Origin of the sequence: Candidatus Flexicrinis affinis (assembly GCA_016716525.1) — a bacterium.
In the GTDB taxonomy this organism is placed as follows: Bacteria; Chloroflexota; Anaerolineae; order Aggregatilineales; family Phototrophicaceae; genus Flexicrinis; species Flexicrinis affinis.
In genome coordinates, this window is sequence record JADJWE010000010.1 from 17,189 (window position 1) to 37,549 (window position 20,361).

Here is a 20,361-nt window from a genome sequence, read left to right on the forward strand (position 1 = left end):
CTTCGCCTCCGTACCTTTACCAAAGGGCTTTCACCCTCTGGACTCCCTAATCTGCGATTATGTGCCGTGTGCGGCACATAATCGCGAGTAAGGAGGTGCAGGAGTGCAAACTCCTGCCGGGGTTTGGGGCAGCGCCCCAACGAGGCGTTAGTCTGCCGTGCGCTCCGCGGCCACGTACTCCTGAGCGAGCGTGAAGCGGGTTTGCGCGTGCTGGATCAACTGGTCGAGCGCAGCCGAGAACGCGTCGGACGAACTGAGATTAGAGTAGCCGGCCCGTTCGCCGTTCTCACCGACGACGTAGGGGGCGATCAACGCGTGCAGCGCCTCGTAAGTGGCCTGCATCTTGACCGGTTCGAAGGCACCCGTGCTGACCTGATCGACGTATTCGACATAGGTGTTGTGATACATCGGATCGTCCATCAGGAAGCGGATCAACGGCCACTGCTCGGTCACACCAGTCTTCTCGAATGACGCTGCGCCGTCGGCGGTGACGAGGCCGGGGCCGGCAGCGCGGAGCACCCGCCCTTCGCCGCCTTGATTGCCGGGAAATCCACCGCGGCCGCCACCCATGCCATCTCCCAGCGCCATGTTGTTATCCCACGGAATCCACGTGAGCAGGCCGGTGGCCGGGTCATTGTAGAGGTAGTAGTTGTGCGACATCTGGCCGTAGGTGTCCCAGTTCTGCGCGACGGTGTTGGCGGCCATCCACAGCAGGAAGCCGTCGACGTCGAACACCGCCTCCAACCCGGCGCGCCACGCCGCCGGGTCGCTCTGTCGTGTATCGGCGTGCAGCGCGTCGTACAGCGCGAGGATGTCGCTGTAGTCGGCTTCTTCCTCGTTCGTCTCCTTGTCGAAGCTGTCTTCGTCGAACGTGCCGGCGGCGAAGGTCGCGCCAGTACCTTCCGGCTTATAGACGTTGCCGTCGTTGTCCTCGAACTGCGTGTCGATAACGGTGTCTTCAATCACCTCGACGGCGGTATACAGGCCGAAGTAGACCGGGCCTTCGCCATAGTCGATATACACGGCGTAGAAGGCGGTCTGGGCGGCGGGTACGCCGGCCTCGCGGAAGACGTCGGCGGTGACCTTCTCGCGCAGCAGGGAATCGTCGCTCCAATTGCTGGAGAAGCTCAACTGCTTGAAGCCATAGAACCGCTGGTTATCGATCTCGGGATAGTCGTCCTCGAATTCATCGAAATCGAGCTTGAATGGCAGCTTGTAGATCCCACTGCCCCACGTGCTGGCAAGGCTGGAATTGCCCTTGAAGCGCATGCCGACGTTTGTCCACGTCTGGCCGTTATACTCGAGATTCACAGCAACCCATATTGGGTTCTCGTCAGCGAACGACATGCCGCGCACGCCGAAACCTCCGCCCGGGTCTTGCGGGCGCTGGACGTTGTCGGCCGGGGGTTGGCCGCCGGGTGGCTCACCCGGCTGAGCGCGATCGATCCTCGGACCGCCGACCTGCTGCCGCGCGCCGAACTCGCCGTACAACCCGGTCATGTCATCGAGCATGGCCTGCCACGTGTCGGGGTCGATCGTGATGGTGATCGTATTGACCGCGTCTTGCGGGAAGACCACCGCGTAGTCCGGATCGGTGTCATTGCTGTGAGAGTAGTCGTCCCAGCCTTCGGGCCGTTCGACATCCTGAGCCGCTGCGGGCACTGCCAAAACAGCGAGCGCGAGCAGGGCAGCGGCGGCGGTCTTTACGAGCATGGTCCTTCTCCTTCAGGTTCGATTGTTCAGGCGAACGTGTTAATCGTCGTCGGCGAAGTCGCCGTTGCGGCGGCTCGAAACGCGCACCTCGGACGTTTCAAGCTGGCGTGGATCGTAGTAGAGATAGATATCGGCGGTGTCGCGCAGAAAATTGAGGCGGCCGATCTCAATGCGTGTGATGGGTAGGCCGGTACGCTGCTGGATGTCCTCGATGAGCGCAGACCAGTTCTCGGGCCGGATCATTTCAATGCGCTCGTAGGTGATCTTCTTGTGCGCCTCGTAGCGGAAGCCCCACCCCTGCTCGAGAATATAGAGCACGCCCATCACCGCGAGGTTCGACACCACGAACGGGCCGAACGCCTGCTGCGCGATCAGAATCGAGTTCAGGACCGGCAGCGCGATCAGCACGAACAGGTACGTCATGTCATGAATGGGGATGGTATCGGTGCGGTAGCGTAGGATCGAAAAGATTGCGAACAACCCGAACCCGACGCCGAGGCTGAGTTCCGCACTGGCGAGCAGCCCCATGACGAAGTAGACGACCGTGTTCAGCGCGAAGAACGTAAACACGTACGTCTTTTCGCGGTGGTTGGGGAAGTAGATCACGCGGACGATGATGAATGCGATGAGCAGATTCAGCGCAAATCCTGCCGCCGATTCAAGCAACGCTGGCATTACGGCCTCCTTGTGCGAGCTTCTCGATGCGGCGAAGCATCGGTTTGAAGTTGTTCGATTTGACGTTGGGATACAGGCGCGCGACACCCGTGCAGTATTTGCTCATCGACGCGGGCCGCACGCCCAACCGGCGCATCTGCTGAATGAACGGCGACATGCGCGAGATGCGGGGCTGCTTGACCTCGGCGATGACGATGCCGTCGAGCAGCGTGCGCGAGGTACCCCACGCGAAGGCCACGTTCAGGTCGAGCGTCACGCGCTCGACGTGGCGCAAGCCGACCAGCGTGATGCGCAGGTAGTCGTTCCACAGCTTCGGTTCGAGGTCGCAGGCGTGATACAGCGAGTGTGAGTCCAGAAAGCTGTCCGCCGTGCCGTCCAGCGCATCGTCCACGTCGCCCAGCGGGATGCGCGACTTGATCGTGCGGTTGCGATTGGTGCGGTGCTTGATTTCAAAGAACGCCACATTCGTATCGACGTAGCGACGCGCGCGCACCTTGTAGCGATCCGACCAGCCGTTGTGATGCTGCATATAAATGTCAAAATCCGGTGTGTCGAAGTAGACGGTGCTGTATTGGCAGATGCGCGTCCCGTCGATGCTCAATACCCGGTAGTCGGACATCAAGCGGGCAAGCACGCTGTCCAGTTGATCGACGGTCATCGTGAACTTGGTGTCCACACGATCAAGCAGGGCGGCAGCGGTCATCTCGGCGAGAGAAACCGGCGCAAAGCGCTCGACGGCGGCGCGGACGCCGGTTAACGGAATGAAGGAGAGGCGGTCGGTGCTGTCCATGACGATGCTCAGTGTGGTTAACGTAACATGCCCATACTTTAAGAGCAGTTTATGAAGAACTTGTTCAGATCGTGTTGAAAGGCGTGCCCAACTGGCATGCGTGCTTCCGGCTCGTCGCTCGTGGGCTGATGTGGCCTTTGTGCAGCGCGCTACACTCTGTTGTTGAGTCGTCCTACACAGGCAAAGGGGCCAGCGATGAGCGCATACCGCGCGGATGAACAGCGTTACGAGAGGATCGGCTACCGGCGGACAGGCCGCAGTGGCATACGGCTTCCGCTGATCTCGCTGGGGCTGTGGCATAACTTCGGCGGGGTCGATATGTACGAGAACGGGCGGGCGATGGTGCTGCGTGCGTTCGATCTCGGTATTACGCACTTCGACCTCGCCAACAATTACGGTCCTCCACCCGGCTCGGCCGAGGAGAACTTCGGGCGCATGTTGGCGCGCGACCTCAAGCCGTACCGCGACGAGCTGATCATCTCGACCAAGGCGGGCTACCTGATGTGGCCGGGGCCGTACGGCGAGTGGGGCTCGCGCAAGTATTTGATCGCCAGCCTCGACCAAAGCCTCAAGCGCATGGGGCTCGACTACGTCGACATCTTCTACAGCCACCGCCCTGACCCGGACACGCCGTTCGAGGAAACCATGAGCGCGCTGGACTTCGCCGTGCGCTCCGGGCGCGCGCTATATGTCGGCCTGAGTAACTACAGCGCCGAGCAGACCCGCGCCGCCGCGCGCATCCTGAAAGACCTCGGCACGCCGTGCCTGATCCATCAGCCGCGCTACAACATGTTCGATCGCTGGGTCGAGGGTGGCCTGATCGACGTGCTAGATGACGAAGGAATCGGGGCGATTCCGTTCTCGCCGCTGGCGCAGGGCCTGCTCACGAACCGGTATCTGAACGGCATCCCGGCAGATTCGCGGGCGGCTAGCGACACGTCGCCGTTCCTGTCTGCGCGCGATGTCGACGCGACGCTCGTCAAGGTGCGTCGTCTCAACGAGATCGCCCATTCGCGCGGGCAGAACTTGTCGCAGATGGCTGTCAATTGGCTACTGCGCCTGCCGACGATCACATCGGTGCTGATCGGCGCGAGCAAAGTGTCGCAGGTCGAGGACATCGTCGGCGGGCTGTCCAACGCGCAGTTCAGCGTGCAGGAACTCAACGAGATCGAGCACGTGCTGGCGATGTAAGCGGATTGACGGCTGCGCTCGCCCCCACGACCAAGAATCGCGACAGCCCGGCGGGTTCCCCCAGACCGGGCTGTCAATCTACGCATCTCCGAAGGCTACTTGAGCCCGGTCGACGCGATACTGGCGATGAATGCCCGCTGCAGCGCCAGATATAAGATCAGCACGGGTATCGTGATGGCCGTCAGATAGGCCATGATCTCCCCGCAGGCCGCGATCAATGCGCGCGGCCTGCGCATTCCGGACGACGTAGCAGTGGTCGGTTTCGACAACATCCTCGACATTTCCGAGGGGTTGTGGCCGCAGCTCACGACCATCCAACTGCCGCACTTCGAGATGGGCCGCTTCGCGGTCGAAGACTTGTTCAGCAGCAAGCCCGGCCATCACGTGCCTATCCACCACAAGGTCGACTGCCCGCTGGTGATTCGCGCGTCGACTTGAATCGGTCATTGCGGCCGTCGACGCGGCGCGGTCATGAACGGCTTCTCCACAATGAAATGCAGCAGATACGCCGAAATCAGGGCGATTGCGGCCCCGACCGGAATCCACCCGGGATGCCGTGGCAGCGTGCCGTCGCCCGATTGAGCCATCAACCACGCTCCCATCAGCACGAATATCGGGAAGTGAATGACATATAGCGTGTAAGAGCTGTCGCCCAGAGGCTTCAGCCAGTGCCAGATTCGCCAATCGGCAATGCGATCCTGTCCATGGAGCAGCCACGCCAGCAAGCCGACAAATCCGCACGCCCACGCGATATCCAGCAGCGGCTCACCAATCACAGGTGCCAGCGGCGAGAGCTGCAGTATAGGCAGACCTGCAAGCAGGATAGCGAGCCAGCGCATACGTGCTAAAGGAATTGCCAGACGTCCGACGTAGCTTTCCGCGAGCAGCGCCCCGGCCCACCACGACGGCAGCGCGATGAATACCGCGCGAATCACGCCTCCCCCCTTGAAGACAAACGCATCCGCCAGAAAGGCAAGGGCGACGACGAGCGCCGTGAGGACGATATGGCGTCTCGCAAGCAGCCAAAGAATCGGATACAACGCGTAGAACCAGATTTCCAACCGAAGCGACCACAATGGTGTATTGGTGCCCCACGTTTGCAGCCCCGAACCCAGCAGGAAGTATCCGAGGCCCCGTCCCAGATCGTGGTCGTTAAAGATCAGCGCATTGATGTCGCTGTAGGGTGATGCCTTCGCGTAGAGCGCATAGGCCTGACTCGTCCCGATCAAATCGAGCGCCAGCGTGAGGACAAACGCCAGAATCAGGGCTGGGCCAAGCCGCCGAATGCGCCTGTAGTAGAAGCGGCCAACGTCGAGCCGGGCTTCGTCCTGCGACTCGTGCAGCGACCGCGCATAGCGCAGGTGGATGACGAACCCCGACAACACGAAAAAGAGGACGACCGCTTGATGCGCAAACGACAGCGAGATCGACGTGTAGGCAATTGTCCGCGAGAACGGATCCATTGCCTCGGCCGTCGCGCCGTTGTGAAATCCTTCAAACAGCAGTTCACGGGCGTGGTACAACATGACGTACAAGGCCGCGACGCCGCGTACGGCGTCCAAGAATTCTAGGCGCGACCTTTGCGATGATCCCGACGACATGCCCGTTTCTCCATGGGAATCTGAACGGCGTGAACTGTAACCTTCGATGGCTTCATTTCCCATATGCGGGCTATAACAAACGCGGCCGGGGAACCAGTCCCGGCCGCGCCATTCGCTGCTCGTTGTCTCGGCGTTAGCCGAGCAGGTCGTACGCCTTCTGGACGCTGTCTTCCGGCGTGATCTTGATCTGTTCGTCGAGGACGTTGCCGTTCTCGTCGATCACCCAGTGCGAGCGCACGATGCCCCAGTATTTCTTGCCGTACATCGACTTCTCCTGCCACACGCCGAGCGCTTCAAGATACGCGTGGTCGAGGTCGCTCAGCAGATCGTACTGCAAGCCTTCCTGATCCTTCCACTTCTTGAGGTCATTCTGCGGGTCGGCACTAATGCCGAACACCGTCGCGTTCTTGGTCAGGATATTGGCGAAACGGTCGCGGAACCCGCACGCCTGCGTGGTGCATCCGCTCGTGTTGGCCTTGGGGAAGGCGAACAACACCACGCGCTTGCCGCGCAGGTCGCTCAGCTTGACGACCTGCCCATCTTGATTGGGCAGTTCAAATTCGGGCATCGGTTGGCCTTTGGCCGGCATGACGTGCTCCTTGCGTGTAGATGACGGCGATCCCGCTAGGTTAGCAGAGTCCGCTGAGACATGGGTTAGGATTGTGCCTTCACGCCATTGGCTGGCTTATTGCGGCGGACGATAAAGACCTTGTCCATCTCGACGAACGCGTATGTGACGACCGCGAGGAACACGCAGATGACAAAGTCGATCGGCGGCAGCGGCACCGTCCCGAAGAAGTCCTGCAGGAACGGCACGTACAGCAGGCCGAGCTGCAAGGCGACCGTCAGGCCGATGGCGCCGATCACCGCCTTGTTGGTGCCATAGCCGATCTTCCAGATCGGGTAACGCTCGCTGCGGACGGCCAGCGCATGGCCCATCTGCACAAAGACCAGCGCGGTGAAGACCATCGTGCTCCACAGCGCGCTGCCGTACTCGGACGGCGCAGCGACCGCGAAACCCTGCGATGTCTGAACGAACTGACCGAAGTACGAGATGACCGTGCCGTCTACGCGCTGGACCGGCACAAGCGTGACCACCGCAAGGCCGAGCATACCGATCACGACACCGACGCGGATCAGGTACCAGCCCAAGCCGCGGCTGAAGATGCTCTCGCGCGGGTCGTGCGGCGGGCGCTGCATAGCGTCGGCCTCGCCCTTCTCAACGCTGAGCGCGAGCGCCGGCAGACCGTCGGTGACCAGGTTCATCCACAGGATTTGCAGCGTGTTGAGCGGCAGCGGCAGGCGCAGCAATTGGGTGACGAAAAGCACGCCGACCTCGCCGATGTTGCTGCCGAGGATGTACTTGATGAACTTGCGCACGTTGTCATAGATCGTGCGGCCTTCCTCGGCCGCGGCCACGATCGTGGCGAAGTTGTCGTCGAGGATGACCATCGACGAGGCTTCCTTACTGACCGCCGTGCCGGTGATGCCCATCGCCACGCCGATGTCGGCCTTCTTGAGCGCCGGCGCGTCATTGACGCCGTCACCGGTCATGCTCACGATGTGATTCTGTTCCTGCAGCGCCTGTACGATGTTGAGCTTGTGTTCCGGCGAGACACGGGCAAATACGGACGCGCGCTTGACCGCATCGCGCAGCTGGTCTTCGCTCATGATCGAGATTTCGCGGCCCGTGTAGATGTGTCCGGCCTTCTTGGCCGTCTCGTAGTCCGGGGCGTTGATGATCTGGAGTTCCTTGCCGATGGCGAAGGCTGTCGCCGGGTGGTCGCCGGTGATCATCACCGGGCGAATGCCGGCGGTGATGCAGCGCGCGACGGCGTCCATGACCTCGGGGCGCGGCGGGTCGATCATTGCCACGAAGCCGAGGAACGTGAAGCCGTGCTCGACCTGCTCGACATCGACCTTCTTCGGCAGCGTGTCGAGGTTCTTGTAGGCGATACCCAGCACACGCAGCCCTTCGGAGGCCTTTTCGGCATCCTTGGCGAGCACACGCTCGCGATAGGTCAGTCCGTCGGGGTTGTGCTCCGGATGCACGTGCACGGTGTCCATGCTGAAGATGTCGTTGTGGACGCGGATCGCGTCGCACACTTCTATCATCTGCTCGACGGCGCCCTTCATGAACGCCACGTACGGCGGGAATTGGCTGCCATCGTAGACCGGTATGACGCTGGTCTCGTACGGGTTGGCGTTATGTTCGACGGTCGCAAACGGCACCTTGCCGTTCACCGCATGAATCGTGGTCATGCGCTTACGCTCGGACGAGAACGGGACTTCCGCGATACGCGGCATGTGTTTTTCAAGCTCGGCCTTCAACAATCCGTGTACGCCGGCGGCGGCCAGCAGCGCCGCTTCGGTCGGATCGCCGAGGATGTGGAACGCGTTCTCGCTGGAGAACTGCGGAAGGGCATCGTTGCACAGGGCCGCGCCGGTCAGCAGCGTCGCCTCGACGTTCTCGCGCACGGGGCGGTAGTTGTACATCTTGCGGTCGGTGTCTAGGCGGAAGATGCTCGCGCCTTGCTGACGCAAGTTGACATCGATGACGTTGTCGCGGCCTTCTGCGAAGTAGATCGACTTGACCGTCATCAGGTTCTGTGTGAGCGTGCCCGTCTTATCCGAGCAGATAGTGGTCACCGAGCCGAGCGTTTCGACGGCGGGCAGCTTGCGGATGAGCGCACGGCGGCGCAGCATCCGCTGAGCGCCCAGCGCCAGCGCGATCGTGACGACTGCCGGCAGACCTTCCGGCACGACCGCCACAGCCATCGCCACACCATTGAGGAACGTCTCTTGAATCGTGCCGCCGTTGATGAGGCCGAGGATCGTGCCGATAGCGACAATGCCGAGCGAGAAGAAGAACAGCGCCTTGCCCAATTCCGCCATGCGGCGCTGCAGCGGGGTCGGTTCGGATTCGACGGTGGCGATCAGGTTTGCGATATGGCCCAGTTCGGTATGCATGCCCGTCGAAGTGATGACGGCGATGCCACGCCCGTAGGTGACCGACGTGCCCATGTACACCATGTTGTGCCGATCGCCGATGGGCGTAGTCGGGTTGACCAGCGCATCGGTGTTCTTTTCCACCGCCAGCGACTCGCCGGTGAGCGATGCCTCTTGCACGCTCATGTTTACCGATTCGATCACACGGCCGTCGGCGGGCACAATACTGCCGGCCTCAAGCACGACGATATCGCCCGGCACAAGCGTAGTCGGTGGTATCTCGCCTTCACGGCCATCGCGCCGGACGCGCACATTCGGTGCGCTCATCTTTTGCAGCGCGGCGATGGCCTGCTCTGCGCGGTACTCCTGCGACACGCCGAGCGCCGCGTTTGCGATAACGATCAAGGCGATCGCGATCACGCTCTTGGTTTCGCCCAGCAAAGCCGACACGACCGCCGCGCCGATCAGGATCATGACCAACGGATCGGTGAGCTGTGCCAGCAGGATCTTGAGCGGCGATTCGACGCCTTTTTCGGTAAGTGCGTTGGGGCCGTACTTGGCAGCGCGCTTCTCCGCTTCGGCCGTCGTCAGGCCGTAGGCCGGATCGACCGCGAGGCGGCCCAAGACGGTTTCTTTTTCGTGTAACCACGCTGCCAAGTCATCGGGTGCGACAGGGTGCTTCGATGCCTTGTCGTGTGGGGCGAGGTCTGTCTTGGCTAGTTCCACAGGTCAGAGATTCCTTGCTCAACGTACGGTATGAGAGGCAAGTCTAAGGAGTGATTTCCGCGTAGCGACCCTACAAATTGGGGGTCGCCCATCGGATCGCGCCCAACCCCCAATAGTTAGGGGCTGAACCTGATAATCCGGTGAGTGTGGGCGTACTGACGACTTATGGTTGTGCTGTGCAATCCGGCGTCTGTGTTCCCTTAGCGGTCCCTCGCTTGCCGCCTCAAACGCACTCGATCTTGTCACAGTGTACCGTTAGGCGGACAATGTCGCACGTCAATTCTGGGACGGGGAACATGCTGCCGGTTGTCGGACTCTACCTTGTCATTGGGGCTGGACTGCTGCTGATAAATCGGCGGGGGCATGGGCGCGCCGCGGCGGTTGCCAGCGGATTGATCGTGACATGGCTGACGGTCGGCGTGCTGGTCGGCGGGGCGGAACTGGCGCTGCGCTGCTGCTACGCGGCCAGCGATACCCCGATGCAGTGGACTCGCGCGGGCGAGAATTGGATCCGGCGCTATATGGCGTTCAACAGCCTCGGTTACCGTGATCGCGAGTGGACGGCCGAGGATTTCGCCGGCAAGACCGTGATCTTCGCTGTGGGCGACTCGTTCACCGAAGGCTGGGGCATCGAAGACCCCGCCCTGCGCTTCCCCGACCTGCTGCAAGCCCGACTCGGCAGCGACTACGCGGTCGTCAACCTTGGCCGCGGCGGGACGTCTACCCTGCACCAAACCCAAGCAGTAATCGACTATCCCTACGCCAAGCCGGACATCATCCTGTGGCAGTACCTGCTCAACGACATCGATGTTGCCGCCGTGAGCAATGGGCTTGGGTGGGAGTCGCCCATTCCGCTCGAACGCCCCGCGTTGATCGAGGAATCACACTTCGCCAACTTCATCTATTGGCGGCTGTTTCGGCAGGGCATGTTCCTCTCTCCGCAAGGCATCTCGCAGTGGGCATGGCTGTACGGCGCCTTCGACGACTCATACATCTGGTCGATCCACGCGCAGGAGATTGATCGCATGGCCGCGTATGCCGACTCGATCGGCGCGCGCTTGATCACAGTAATCTTCCCGAACATGGAAGATCCGGTCAGCAGCATCGCCTACGTCGACCGCGTGCAGCAGCACCTTGAGTCGCTCGGCCATCCCGACATCGTCAAGATGACCGATGCCGCCGCAGCCATGCCGATCGAGGAGCGCGTCGTCAGCCGCGCCGACGCCCATCCCTCCGCCGCGTTCAACGCCGCCGCCGCCGATCTCCTCTACCCCTTGCTCGCCGGCGAACCGTAAACATAAGCGTCTCCAAAGGGCTCGCCGCTCGGTGGCAAAAAGAGGGGGGGGGGCCAGGGAGGGGGGGGGGGGGGGGGGGGGGGGGGGGGGGGGGGGGGGGGCGCGGCGGGGGGGGGGGGGGGGGGGGGGGGGGGGGGGGTGGGGCCGGGTGGGGGGGGGGAGCGGGGGGACCGCCCCCCCCGCCCGCCGGGGGCGCAAAAGGGGGGGGGGGGGGCGGCCCCCCCCCCCCCGCCCCCCAGACCGGGCCGGGGGGGGGGGGGGGGGGGGGGGGGGGGGGGGGGGGGGGGGGGGGGGGGGGGGGGGGGGGGGGACCCCAGCCCCCCCCCACCCACAACAAAAAACCACACCCCCACCCCCCCCCCCCCCCCCCCCCCGGGGGGCGGGGGCGGGGGGGGGGGGGGGGAACCCCCGGGGCCGGCCCCCCCCCCCCGCACCCCCCCCCAAAACAAACGCGGACGGAGGCCCACCAGGGGGCCCCCGAGGGGGGCCGGGCAAGGGGGGGCGGGGGGGGGCGGGGGGGGGGGGGGGGGGGGGGGGGCGGGGGGGGGGGGGGGGGGGGGCCCCCCCCCCACCCCCCCCCCCCCCCCCCCCCGCCCGGGGGGGCGCCCCCCCCCCCCGCCCGCCAGGGGGGGGGGGGGGGGGGGGGGGGGGGGGGGGGGGGGGGGGGGGGGGGCCCGCGCACCCCCCCGGGCGCCCCCCCCCACCCCCCGGGGCCCCGGCAACCCCCGCCCGGGGGGGCGGGGGGGGGAGGGAGGGGGGGGGGCCGGGGACCCCCGAAGGCGGGGGGGGGGCGGGGGGCGCCCCGGGGGGGGGGGGGGGGGGCCGGGGCGGGGGGGGGGCCCCCGGCCCCCCCCCCCCCGCCCGGGCAAGGGGGAGGAGGCACCCCCCCGGGGACCCCCCCCCGCAGCTTTCGCCCTCTGGACTCCCGTTTCTGCGGTTTGATGCCGCGCGCGGCATCAAACCGCGAGTAACGAGGTGCAGGAGTGCAAACTCCTGCCGGGGTTTGGGGCAGCGCCCCAATTGCCTAGTGTGAAGCGAGGGTTTGAATCAGCGCGTCGAGGTCGCCGTGGGGAGCGTAGCCGAAAGCGGCGCGCGCCTTGTCGATGCTGACGTCCCAGTGGTTGGCTTCTTCGGGGTCGGGCTGCCCGCTGTACGTGACGTGCGAGCGTGAGCCGGTCAAGGCGATGCATCGCTCGGCCAGTTCGCGGTTGCTGATGCTGATGCCGGAGCCGAGGTTGAACACACCGGTGGGTTTCTGCGCGATGCAGCGCGCCACGGCGTCGGCGATGTCATCGACGTGTACATAATCCTGCCGCCTGCCGCCTTCGCCCGCGATCGTCAACGGTTCGCCTGCGGCGGCGCGGCGCGCAAACACAGGCAGGATCCGGTTGGCCGGCATGTCGACGCCGACCGGCGCGGTGAGCCGGAGCGCGCAGGCCCGCGCGGTGTTGAGGACAACGTGTTCGCCGAACAGCTTGGCAGCGTGATAAGTCGTGCGCGGGTGGGTCGGGTGATCTTCGGTGATCGGGTGGTGGTGCGGCGTTCCGATGACTTGAATGCTCGACAGGTATACGACGTACGCGCCCCACGTTTCCGCCCAGCGGGCGACGGTCTGCGCGCCGAGCGCGTTGACCCGCACGACGGCCGGATCGAACGGCGTCATGGCGATATGCGCGGCGGCGTGGACGATGACCTCGCAGGGGACGAGGTCGGACAGCGCCGCGTCGCAGGCGTCCGGATCGGCGAGGTCGAGGCGTAAGCCTCGCGCCGAATCGACCGAGCGCGCTGCCGGCACGACCGCATGCGCTGACCCGAGCGCGACGAACAGCGCCCTGCCGACGAAACCGGTGGCGCCGGTCAGCAGAACGCGCATGAACCGTTACCCCTGTTCCCTTTAACCTGTTCCCTCATTCTGCCATGGTGACCTTTTTGGAATAGCGGAACACGCCGGGCGTGAAGCCGCGTTTGGCGGCGAGGTGTGCTCCGAACAACTGCATCGGCACGATCTCGGCAATGGGCTGCACGAATGGATCGAGGCCTGCGGGCAGCGGAACACTGAGCATCCCGTCCGGGGCCGGCTCATGATCGACGAGCGCCACGCGTGCGCCGTATCCGCGCAGGTCGTTCGCCAGCGCGAGGGTCAGCGCCCGTTGCGGATCGCTCCCGGCGAACAGCACCGCGCCGATGCGCTCGTCCACCATCTCGATCGGGCCGTGGCGCACCTGCGCGGCGTTCATGCCCTCGGCGGGGAACTTGGCCGATTCTTTGACGACCAGCGCGCCGGTCAGGGCCGAGGCCAGCGACGCCCCGCGCCCCAGCACGAGGATCGATTGGGCGTCGTTCATCTGCTCGACCATCGCGCCTGCTGCCGAATTCCACACTGGCAGACCCGCCTCGATGGCATCGGCCGCGGCGGTCAACGCGGCGATATCCGGCGTGCTGCCGGCCAATACGCGGGCGACGGCATGCAGCGCGGCCAACGTGCAGGTGTACGTCTTGGACGAGACGGTCGCCTCGGCGCCAGCGTGGATGCGCACATGGACCGTGCTGCGCTGCGCCAGCGGACTATCGTCGCTGTTGCTAATGCCGAGAATGGGGACGCGCTTGGCAAGCAGGTCGAGCAGCTTGACGATCTCGACTGAATGGCCCGACTGCGACACCAGCACCAGCATCGTGCGCGCGTCGAACAGCCCCTGCTGATAGTGCAGCAGGTCGCTGGCCTCGACACAGTGCGCGACCAAGCCGAGGCGAATCAACATTTGCTGCGCGGGATGAGTCGCGAAGAACGACGCGCCCATGCCGCTCAGGATCACGCGCCGGATCGGGCCGCTGCGCAGTTGATCGGACAACTCGCGCACGCCGCCCATTTGCGCGGGCAGCGCGTCGCAGGTCGCTCGCAGCACCGCCGGCTGTTCGCCAATCTCGCTCAGGAATCCGTTCATGGGGTGATTTGCTCCCGCCGCCGATAAACATTCGCGTGCTGTCATCATACGCGAGTTCGGGCTGATACGCATACCGGGGAAGTCACGAAACCTTTCCCCCGCGCCCACGACCACCGGGAGCACCGAAGGTCAGGAGAGGGAAATACACACGCACGGGTTCGGAAGCCCCTCTCCTTGGGAGAGGGGTTTGGGGTGAGGTTGCGCCGCTTAGCCCGCTTCGATCACCTTCTGGACGATCTTGCCGCCGACCTTCTCCTTGAGCATGACCTTGAGCCGTCCGTCCGGCATCTTCTCCTCCTTGATGAGGAAGTGGTCGGCGTCGTAGTCGGTCATGAACATCTCCGACTCGACGTCCTCCTTGCCGCGCCACACCTCGAGCTGCACCGGCTCCCACTGCTTGCTCGCGGCGCTCTTGTAGGCGGCATCGAGGATCGCGTTGACCACGTATCCGTCGTAGAAATCTTCCTTGGGCTTCTCGCCGCGGTCGATGCTGTTGAACATGTCGTTGAACATCTCGGTGTAGCCCAGCCCGCCGACCTCGTCACCGACCGGGAACAGCCAACCTGTATTGCCCTCGGCCTTCTCGGACACGTAGCCGCCTTCGCCGACCGCCGTGAACATCTCGATGCCGGTGCGCAGCCAGTGGTTCAACCAGATCGTACCTTCGGTGCCGGTGATCTCGTCACGCAGGTCCATGCCGCCTCGGAACGTCCAGCTCACTTCGAACTGGCCGATCGCGCCGTTGGCATAGCGCACGAGGCCGATCGCGTGGTCTTCCGCGTCGATCGGGTGCACCTGCGTATCCGCCCAGCACATCACCTCGACGGGCCGGATGTCCTTGCCGATGAACACGCGCGCGATTTCGACGCAGTGACAGCCCAGATCGATGATCGCGCCGCCGCCGGACATCTCCTTGTCCCAGAACCACGAGCTGTGCGGGCCGGGGTGTGTCTCGCGCGAGCGCGCCCACAGCACCTTGCCGAGCGCGCCGTTGGCGACCGAATTCAGCGCCTTGAGCGTCTTGGGCGTGTATACGAGGTCTTCCAGATAACCGTGGAACACACCGGCCTTCTCGACCGCGTCGAGGATGCGCTTAGCTTCAGCCGCGGTGCGCGCCAGCGGCTTGGTGCACAACACGTTCTTGCCGGCCTGCGCCGCCATGATGCACGCTTCCTCGTGCAGGTTGTTCGGCAGGCCGACCACCACCGTATCCGTGTCTGGGTCCTCAATCGCCTTGCGCAGGTCGGTCGTGTAGCGCGGGATGTTCCAGTCCTTGGCGAACTTGCTGCCGCGCTCGTCGCTGCGCGAATACACGACCTCAACCTTGTCCCGGCTGCGGTTGCCGTGAATGGTCATCGTATAGAACAGACCGATCAGGCCTGTGCCTAACATCGTCACCTTGTGCATACCCTGTCCTCCTAGAACAACACGCGATCTTGTTATGCTTTTGCTGAGGCTTCGCCTCCGCACCTCCACAAGGGGTTTGCACCCCTTGACCCCGTCTCTGCCGATTTGGCCCGCTTGCGGGCCAAATCGGCGGGAAGGGAGTCCAGAGGGCGAAAGCCTTCTGGTGAGGTTCGGGGCAGCGCCCCGCGTCATTGTCGCAAGCGGCGCTGTCGGCCATAGATCGACAGCAGCGCGAGCAAGATACCGCCGAGGATCATGAGCTGGTAGGCTTCGGGGAGGTCCGCCGCGCGCAGCAGGCTGTTGATGAGCGTCAGCACCAGCGCGCCGGACATCGTGCCCCAATAGCTGCCCTTGCCGCCGGCCAGCACCGTACCGCCGACGACCACCGCCGCGATCGACGGGAACAGGTATTCGCCGCCGAGGTTGAGAAACACAGTCTGCGTGAATCCCAACAGCACCACGCCGCCCAGCGCCGACAGCATCCCGCTCATGGCGTAGGTGGCGATGACGACGCGCGGAACCTGCACGCCGGAGAGGCGCGCGGTGGTGCGGTTGACGCCGACGGCGAACAACTGCTTTCCGTACGTCGTGCGTTCGAGCAGGAGCCACATCAATCCGCCGAGCGCCAGCCACAAGAACACCACGCCGGGGATGCCAAGAATCAGCGGCTGCGAAATCAACTGCGACATGATTGGCGGTGTCGAGCCGATGAGCTGCCCCTGCGTGACAACCAGAATCGTGCCTTGGATGACGCCGGTCATGCCGAGCGTCATCACGAGCGGCGGGATGCCGACGGCGATCACGCCCAAACCGTTGATCACGCCGATGAGCGTGCCAGCGCCGAGCGCCAGCGCACCGGCGGGGATCAGCCCCAGCGCCTCGCCGCCGGAGAAGCGGAAGACGAGGATCGCCGCCAGCGTCACGACACCGCCGACGGACAGGTCGATGCCTTCGCCGCCGCTGATGATCACCAGTGTTTGGCCGGCCGCGATGATGCCGAGGAACGCCGCGAGGCGCACAATGTTGATGGCCTGATTGGTGTTGACGAAATCCGGGTTGATCAGCCCGCCGGCGAAGAACAGCGCGATTGCCAGCAGCAGCGCGAGCAGGGCGGGGTTCAGCCGCGTGAGTCGGCGCAGAAGAGTCATCGGCCGCTCCTTCGCGCCTGAATTGCGCGGATGATGCCCGGCGCGGCCAGCGCCACGAGGATGATCAGCGCGTTGACCAGCGTCTGCCACCACGAGGGGACGTTTGCAAACGAGACGATGTTCCCGAACAGCCTGAGGATGACGACGCCGATGATCGTACCGATCACGCCGCCCTGCCCGCCCGCAAGCCGCGTGCCTCCCAGCACGACGGCGACGACCGTCGGAAGGGTCATTTCATCGCCGCTGCGGGGGCTGCCGCTGCCGGTCAGCATGGTGTAGGCCAACGCCGCCGCTGCCGCGAACAGACCGCACAGCACGTAGGTCGAGAAGCGAATGCGGTTGACCGGCACGCCGGTCGTATACGCGGCCTCGGCCTTGCCGCCAGTGGCGTACAGGAACTGGGCCCAACGCGTCGAGCGCAGGATCAACCAGATCACGATCAGCCCGCCGATCACGTACACCGCGAACGGGATGTCGAGCGGGGTCGAACGGTACAGGTCTTGCAGCGAATCGGAAATATCGCCGCCCGGCCTCGGCAAGATCAACAGTGCAAGTCCGGCGAATAAGAAGCTCGTGGCATATGTCGTGACGATCGGCTGCAGGCGCAAATAGGCGACGGCGAAGCCGTTGATCGCCCCTGCCGCGATCCCTGCCCCGGCGCCGACCATCAGTGCGCCGACGATCTCCGGCCCGGTGCTCTCCTGCGTGATCAGCACGGTGAGGATCGCGTTGATCATCGACACCATCGCGCCGACGGATAGGTCGACGCCACCGCCGATGATCACGATCGTCTGGCCGACGGCGAGGATGATGGCCGGCAGGAAAGTGCGCAGGTTGCGGTTGAGGCTGCGCAGGTCGAACAGGTTGTCCTGCAGCGCCCGGTTGATGAGCGCCGTGACGATCAGCAGCAGCAGCGCAACGACAAACGGATTCTTCGAAACGAAGCGCCGGACGGCCTGCAGCACGCTTGCGGGCGGGCTGGTTGCATCCGGTGGCGCTGGTGTGTCTGCCAGCATGAAATCTCTACCTTATAGTTCGGTCACTGCTGCGGCTGAACGGCAGGGCGCCCGCCCATGCTGGCCGTGATCAGATTGGCGCGCGTGACTTGATCGCCGGCGAGTTCGGCGGTCAAGCGGCCATCGTGGAACACCAGCACCCGGTCGCACAAGCCGAGCAGTTCGTCGTCATCACTGCTGTAAAAGATAATTGCGGTGCCGGACTGACGCAGCCTGTCCAGCAAATGATAGAACTCGCCTTTGGCGCCGACATCGACGCCTTTGGTCGGGTCGTTGAGCAGCAGCAGCTTGGGCGAGCGCAGCAGCCACTTGCCGATTACGACCTTCTGCGCGTTGCCGCCGCTCAGGCTGCTGGCTGGCGCATCGAGAGACTCTGCGATCAACTGCATTTCCTCGGCGCTGCTGCGGGCTTCCGCCCGCGCGCGGTCCATCTTGAGCGGCGTGCCGAACTTGGTCCACGAGGGCAGATGCAGGTTCTCGAGGATCGATCGGCTGAGCAGCAGACCCTCGGTGGCGCGATCGCCCGGCACGAACGCGACGTCGCGCGCCATGGCCTGCCGCGGATGCCGGAAGTGTACCGTTTCGCCGGACAGCACGACCGACCCGTTGAACGGCATAGCCCCGAACAGCGCCAGCAGCAGCTCGCTTTGGCCCTGCCCGTGCAGGCCGCCGATGCCCAGCAGTTCGCCGTCGCGCACCTCGAAGCTGATGTCGCGAAGCCGCCCAGCCCGCAGTCCAGAGACCTTGAGGCGCACCGGGGCGTCATTCGGCAGCGGGGCATGAGCGCGCTCACCGAGCTGCACCGCCCCCTCGATCATCAGCTCGACCAGTTCCTGATCGGTCGTGTCCGCAAGGTCGCGCGTGCCGACGCTGCGCCCGTTGCGCAGCACCGTCGCACGGTCGGCGAACAGCCGGATTTCCTCCATGCGGTGCGACACGAACACGATCGCCATGCCGCGCGCCTTCCAGCCCTGCACCAGCTCGTGCAGGCGCTGCACCTGCTGCGAGTCGAGGCTGGCGGTCGCTTCATCGAGGATGATCAGGCGCGGCTCATGGCTGAGCGCCTTGCAGATTTCTACGATTTGGCGTTCGTCGGGGGGCAGGTCTTTGACCAGCGCGTCGGGGATCAAGCCGGCGCTGTTCGTACCGTCGAACAGCGCCAGCAGATCGCGCGTGTTGCGGCGCATCGCCGCCTTGTCGACCCACCACAGCGTGCGCGGCTCATGCGTGAGCCAGATGTTCTCCATCACCGTCATGTCGGGGATCAGGCTGAGTTCCTGATACACCGCGGCGATGCCGACCTTGCGCGCGTCGCTGGGCGAGTTGAACGCGATCTGCTTGCCATCCAGGTGCAGCTGCCCCTCGTTGGGGGCAACTACACCTGTGATGATCTTGCTCAACGTGCTTTTGCCGCTCCCGTTCGCGCCAAGCAGGGCGAGCACTTCGCCGGCTTTGACGTCGAGGTTGCCGTCGGCAAGGGCGACGACGCCGCCGTAGCGCTTGACGACCTGCTTGGCGGAAAGGGAGACCGACACCGTTTTACATTTCTTCCATCATGGCCAGCGATTCGAGCAGTTCGGCCAGCGCCGCAAGCTGCTCTTCGTCCAGCACCTGCCAACCGGGCAGCAGGGTCGCCACCTCGAGCGCAGGCTCGCCGTCAACCATGAACGAAGCCGCCTGTTCCTGCGTGATCAAGCCGTCGAGCGTGAAGCTGTCCGGCGCATCCTGATAGATCTCGTAGAACGCGGCGAAGTGTTCGCTGTCGATGACGTACGGGATGGGTACGTAGAAGGTGTTGCCGAACGGGCCGGCGAACTGGCTCTCATCCGGCGTGCCGCCCAGCAGAATTTCCATGGCGACGCGCAGACCGTCCGCGCCGACGCCCGGCGGGTTGACCACGCCGATGGACTCGAAGTCCGGGTTCTCGGCCAGCGTCTCGTTCCACATGGTCAGGTAGCCCGCGCGGGCCTCACCGGAGACGAGCGGCTTGCTCTCGAGTTCGGCGGTGTTGACGGCCGTCAGCGCGCCCATCGCCATACCGTCCTGCGTCCAGATCGCGTCGATGTCAGGCACCGAGGCGAGGAAGTCGCTGGCGACCTGCTGGCCCGTGGCCTGATCCCAACTGCCGGTCTCACGGCCGACGACCTCGATGCCGGGGTATTCGGCCAGTACTTCGGCGACGCCTTCCATGCGGGCTTCATTGGCCGGATGGCCGACGAACCCTTCGATCAACACCAAACGGCCTTCGCCGCCGAGCTTCTCGGCGACCCATTGGGCGCTGATCATCGCCCATTCCTTCTGGTTGATGGTGACGTTGATCACGCCTTCCGCGCCGATCTCCTGATCGACCGCGATGACGACCACGCCTTCCTCGACCGCTTCCTCAAGCGCCGAGTTCAAGCCGGAGACGTCACCCGGGTTGACGATGATCGCGTCGACGCCGCGGTTGAGCAGGTTCTGAATCTGCTGAATCTGGCCGGGAACGTCCGTGTCGGCGCTCTCGACGACCACTTCCATCTCACAACCGGCCTCGCGGAACAGCTCGGCGGTCTGTTCGATGTTGGCAACCATCTGCGTGCGCCATTCGCTTCCGACGAAGCTGTTGGAGACGCCGATTGTCCATGAGCCGCAATCCTCGATCTGCGCGCTGGCCCCGAAGGTGAGCGACAGCACGAGCGCGACGAGTGCGAAAGAAACGATGGTTCTGCTACGCATAGTTCACCTCATTAAACCTCGTATGCTCCGGTCGAAATATCCGGTATCGGCGGCACACGAGCAGGATTGACGCTATACTACGGGTGTCGCGTGTGATAGTCCGAATGTCCGGATATTTCTCATGGCGGATTATAACGAGCCCACCCGGCCTGTCAAACACGACATGGGTCCAAGATTGAGCGAATTTCTTGCG

The 20,361-nt window shown here is 64.3% G+C and carries 16 protein-coding genes and 1 pseudogene; 3 read left to right on the forward strand and 14 right to left on the reverse strand.

All coding sequences use genetic code 11. From position 1 onward, the window contains the following. Positions 1-147 precede the first annotated feature (147 nt). Genes IPM16_22275 through IPM16_22285 form a run of 3 tightly spaced genes read right to left on the reverse strand, consistent with a single transcriptional unit; the run spans position 148 to position 3,178 of the window. On the reverse strand, positions 148-1,713 hold the full coding sequence (locus IPM16_22275) for a CotH kinase family protein (protein ID MBK9125833.1): 1,566 nt from the start codon (positions 1,711-1,713) through the stop codon (positions 148-150). A 39-nt stretch (positions 1,714-1,752) separates the two neighbouring features. Further along, the gene (locus IPM16_22280) at positions 1,753-2,388 is read right to left on the reverse strand and encodes a DUF4956 domain-containing protein (GenBank protein MBK9125834.1); all 636 of its coding nucleotides are present in this window, start codon (positions 2,386-2,388) and stop codon (positions 1,753-1,755) included. Further along, on the reverse strand, positions 2,372-3,178 hold the full coding sequence (locus IPM16_22285; GenBank protein MBK9125835.1) for a polyphosphate polymerase domain-containing protein: 807 nt from the start codon (positions 3,176-3,178) through the stop codon (positions 2,372-2,374). The genes IPM16_22280 and IPM16_22285 overlap by 17 nt, the downstream gene beginning before the upstream one ends. A 195-nt stretch (positions 3,179-3,373) precedes the next feature. Between IPM16_22285 and mgrA the strand changes: the two genes are divergently transcribed. Then, positions 3,374-4,369, forward strand: coding sequence for an L-glyceraldehyde 3-phosphate reductase (mgrA, locus tag IPM16_22290; GenBank protein MBK9125836.1), 996 nt, complete (start codon positions 3,374-3,376; stop codon positions 4,367-4,369). 95 nt (positions 4,370-4,464) lie between these two features. Here the strand turns inward: mgrA and IPM16_22295 are convergent. Next, positions 4,465-4,572, reverse strand: a pseudogene (locus tag IPM16_22295) (carbohydrate ABC transporter permease). Here IPM16_22295 and IPM16_22300 point away from each other — a divergent pair. After that, positions 4,562-4,807, forward strand: coding sequence for a substrate-binding domain-containing protein (locus IPM16_22300; GenBank protein ID MBK9125837.1), 246 nt, complete (start codon positions 4,562-4,564; stop codon positions 4,805-4,807). The pseudogene IPM16_22295 and the gene IPM16_22300 overlap by 11 nt on opposite strands. Before the next feature lie 5 nt (positions 4,808-4,812). On the opposite strand, the gene IPM16_22305 is transcribed toward IPM16_22300, so the two are convergent. From IPM16_22305 to IPM16_22315, 3 genes are all read right to left on the reverse strand, one after another. Then, positions 4,813-5,970, reverse strand: coding sequence for an acyltransferase (locus tag IPM16_22305; protein MBK9125838.1), 1,158 nt, complete (start codon positions 5,968-5,970; stop codon positions 4,813-4,815). 133 nt (positions 5,971-6,103) lie between these two features. Beyond that, positions 6,104-6,559 (reverse strand): peroxiredoxin, encoded by a 456-nt coding sequence (locus IPM16_22310; protein MBK9125839.1) that lies wholly within the window; start codon positions 6,557-6,559, stop codon positions 6,104-6,106. A 65-nt stretch (positions 6,560-6,624) separates the two neighbouring features. Then, on the reverse strand, positions 6,625-9,576 hold the full coding sequence (locus IPM16_22315) for a cation-translocating P-type ATPase (GenBank protein MBK9125840.1): 2,952 nt from the start codon (positions 9,574-9,576) through the stop codon (positions 6,625-6,627). Positions 9,577-9,941: 365 nt separating this feature from the next. On the opposite strand from IPM16_22315, the gene IPM16_22320 reads away from it, so the two are divergent. Then, positions 9,942-10,940 carry an SGNH/GDSL hydrolase family protein gene (locus tag IPM16_22320; protein MBK9125841.1) on the forward strand — a complete coding sequence of 333 codons (999 nt, stop codon included), beginning with the start codon at positions 9,942-9,944 and terminating at the stop codon, positions 10,938-10,940. A 1,024-nt stretch (positions 10,941-11,964) separates the two neighbouring features. Here IPM16_22320 and IPM16_22325 read toward each other — a convergent pair. The 7 genes from IPM16_22325 to IPM16_22355 form a co-directional block, all read right to left on the reverse strand. Then, a complete protein-coding gene (locus IPM16_22325; protein MBK9125842.1) occupies positions 11,965-12,813 on the reverse strand; it encodes an NAD(P)-dependent oxidoreductase in 849 nt (282 codons plus the stop codon). A gap of 34 nt (positions 12,814-12,847) precedes the next feature. Further along, positions 12,848-13,882, reverse strand: a complete 1,035-nt coding sequence (locus IPM16_22330; protein ID MBK9125843.1) for an SIS domain-containing protein — start codon at positions 13,880-13,882, stop codon at positions 12,848-12,850. 207 nt (positions 13,883-14,089) lie between these two features. Then, a complete protein-coding gene (locus IPM16_22335; GenBank protein ID MBK9125844.1) occupies positions 14,090-15,289 on the reverse strand; it encodes a Gfo/Idh/MocA family oxidoreductase in 1,200 nt (399 codons plus the stop codon). A gap of 188 nt (positions 15,290-15,477) precedes the next feature. Further along, positions 15,478-16,437 carry an ABC transporter permease gene (locus IPM16_22340; protein MBK9125845.1) on the reverse strand — a complete coding sequence of 320 codons (960 nt, stop codon included), beginning with the start codon at positions 16,435-16,437 and terminating at the stop codon, positions 15,478-15,480. Beyond that, positions 16,434-17,453, reverse strand: a complete 1,020-nt coding sequence (locus IPM16_22345) for an ABC transporter permease (GenBank protein ID MBK9125846.1) — start codon at positions 17,451-17,453, stop codon at positions 16,434-16,436. Before IPM16_22345 ends, IPM16_22340 begins: the two co-directional genes overlap by 4 nt. A 23-nt stretch (positions 17,454-17,476) precedes the next feature. Beyond that, a complete protein-coding gene (locus IPM16_22350; GenBank protein ID MBK9125847.1) occupies positions 17,477-18,988 on the reverse strand; it encodes a sugar ABC transporter ATP-binding protein in 1,512 nt (503 codons plus the stop codon). 4 nt (positions 18,989-18,992) lie between these two features. Next, positions 18,993-20,168 (reverse strand): substrate-binding domain-containing protein, encoded by a 1,176-nt coding sequence (locus IPM16_22355; protein MBK9125848.1) that lies wholly within the window; start codon positions 20,166-20,168, stop codon positions 18,993-18,995. Positions 20,169-20,361 lie beyond the last annotated feature (193 nt).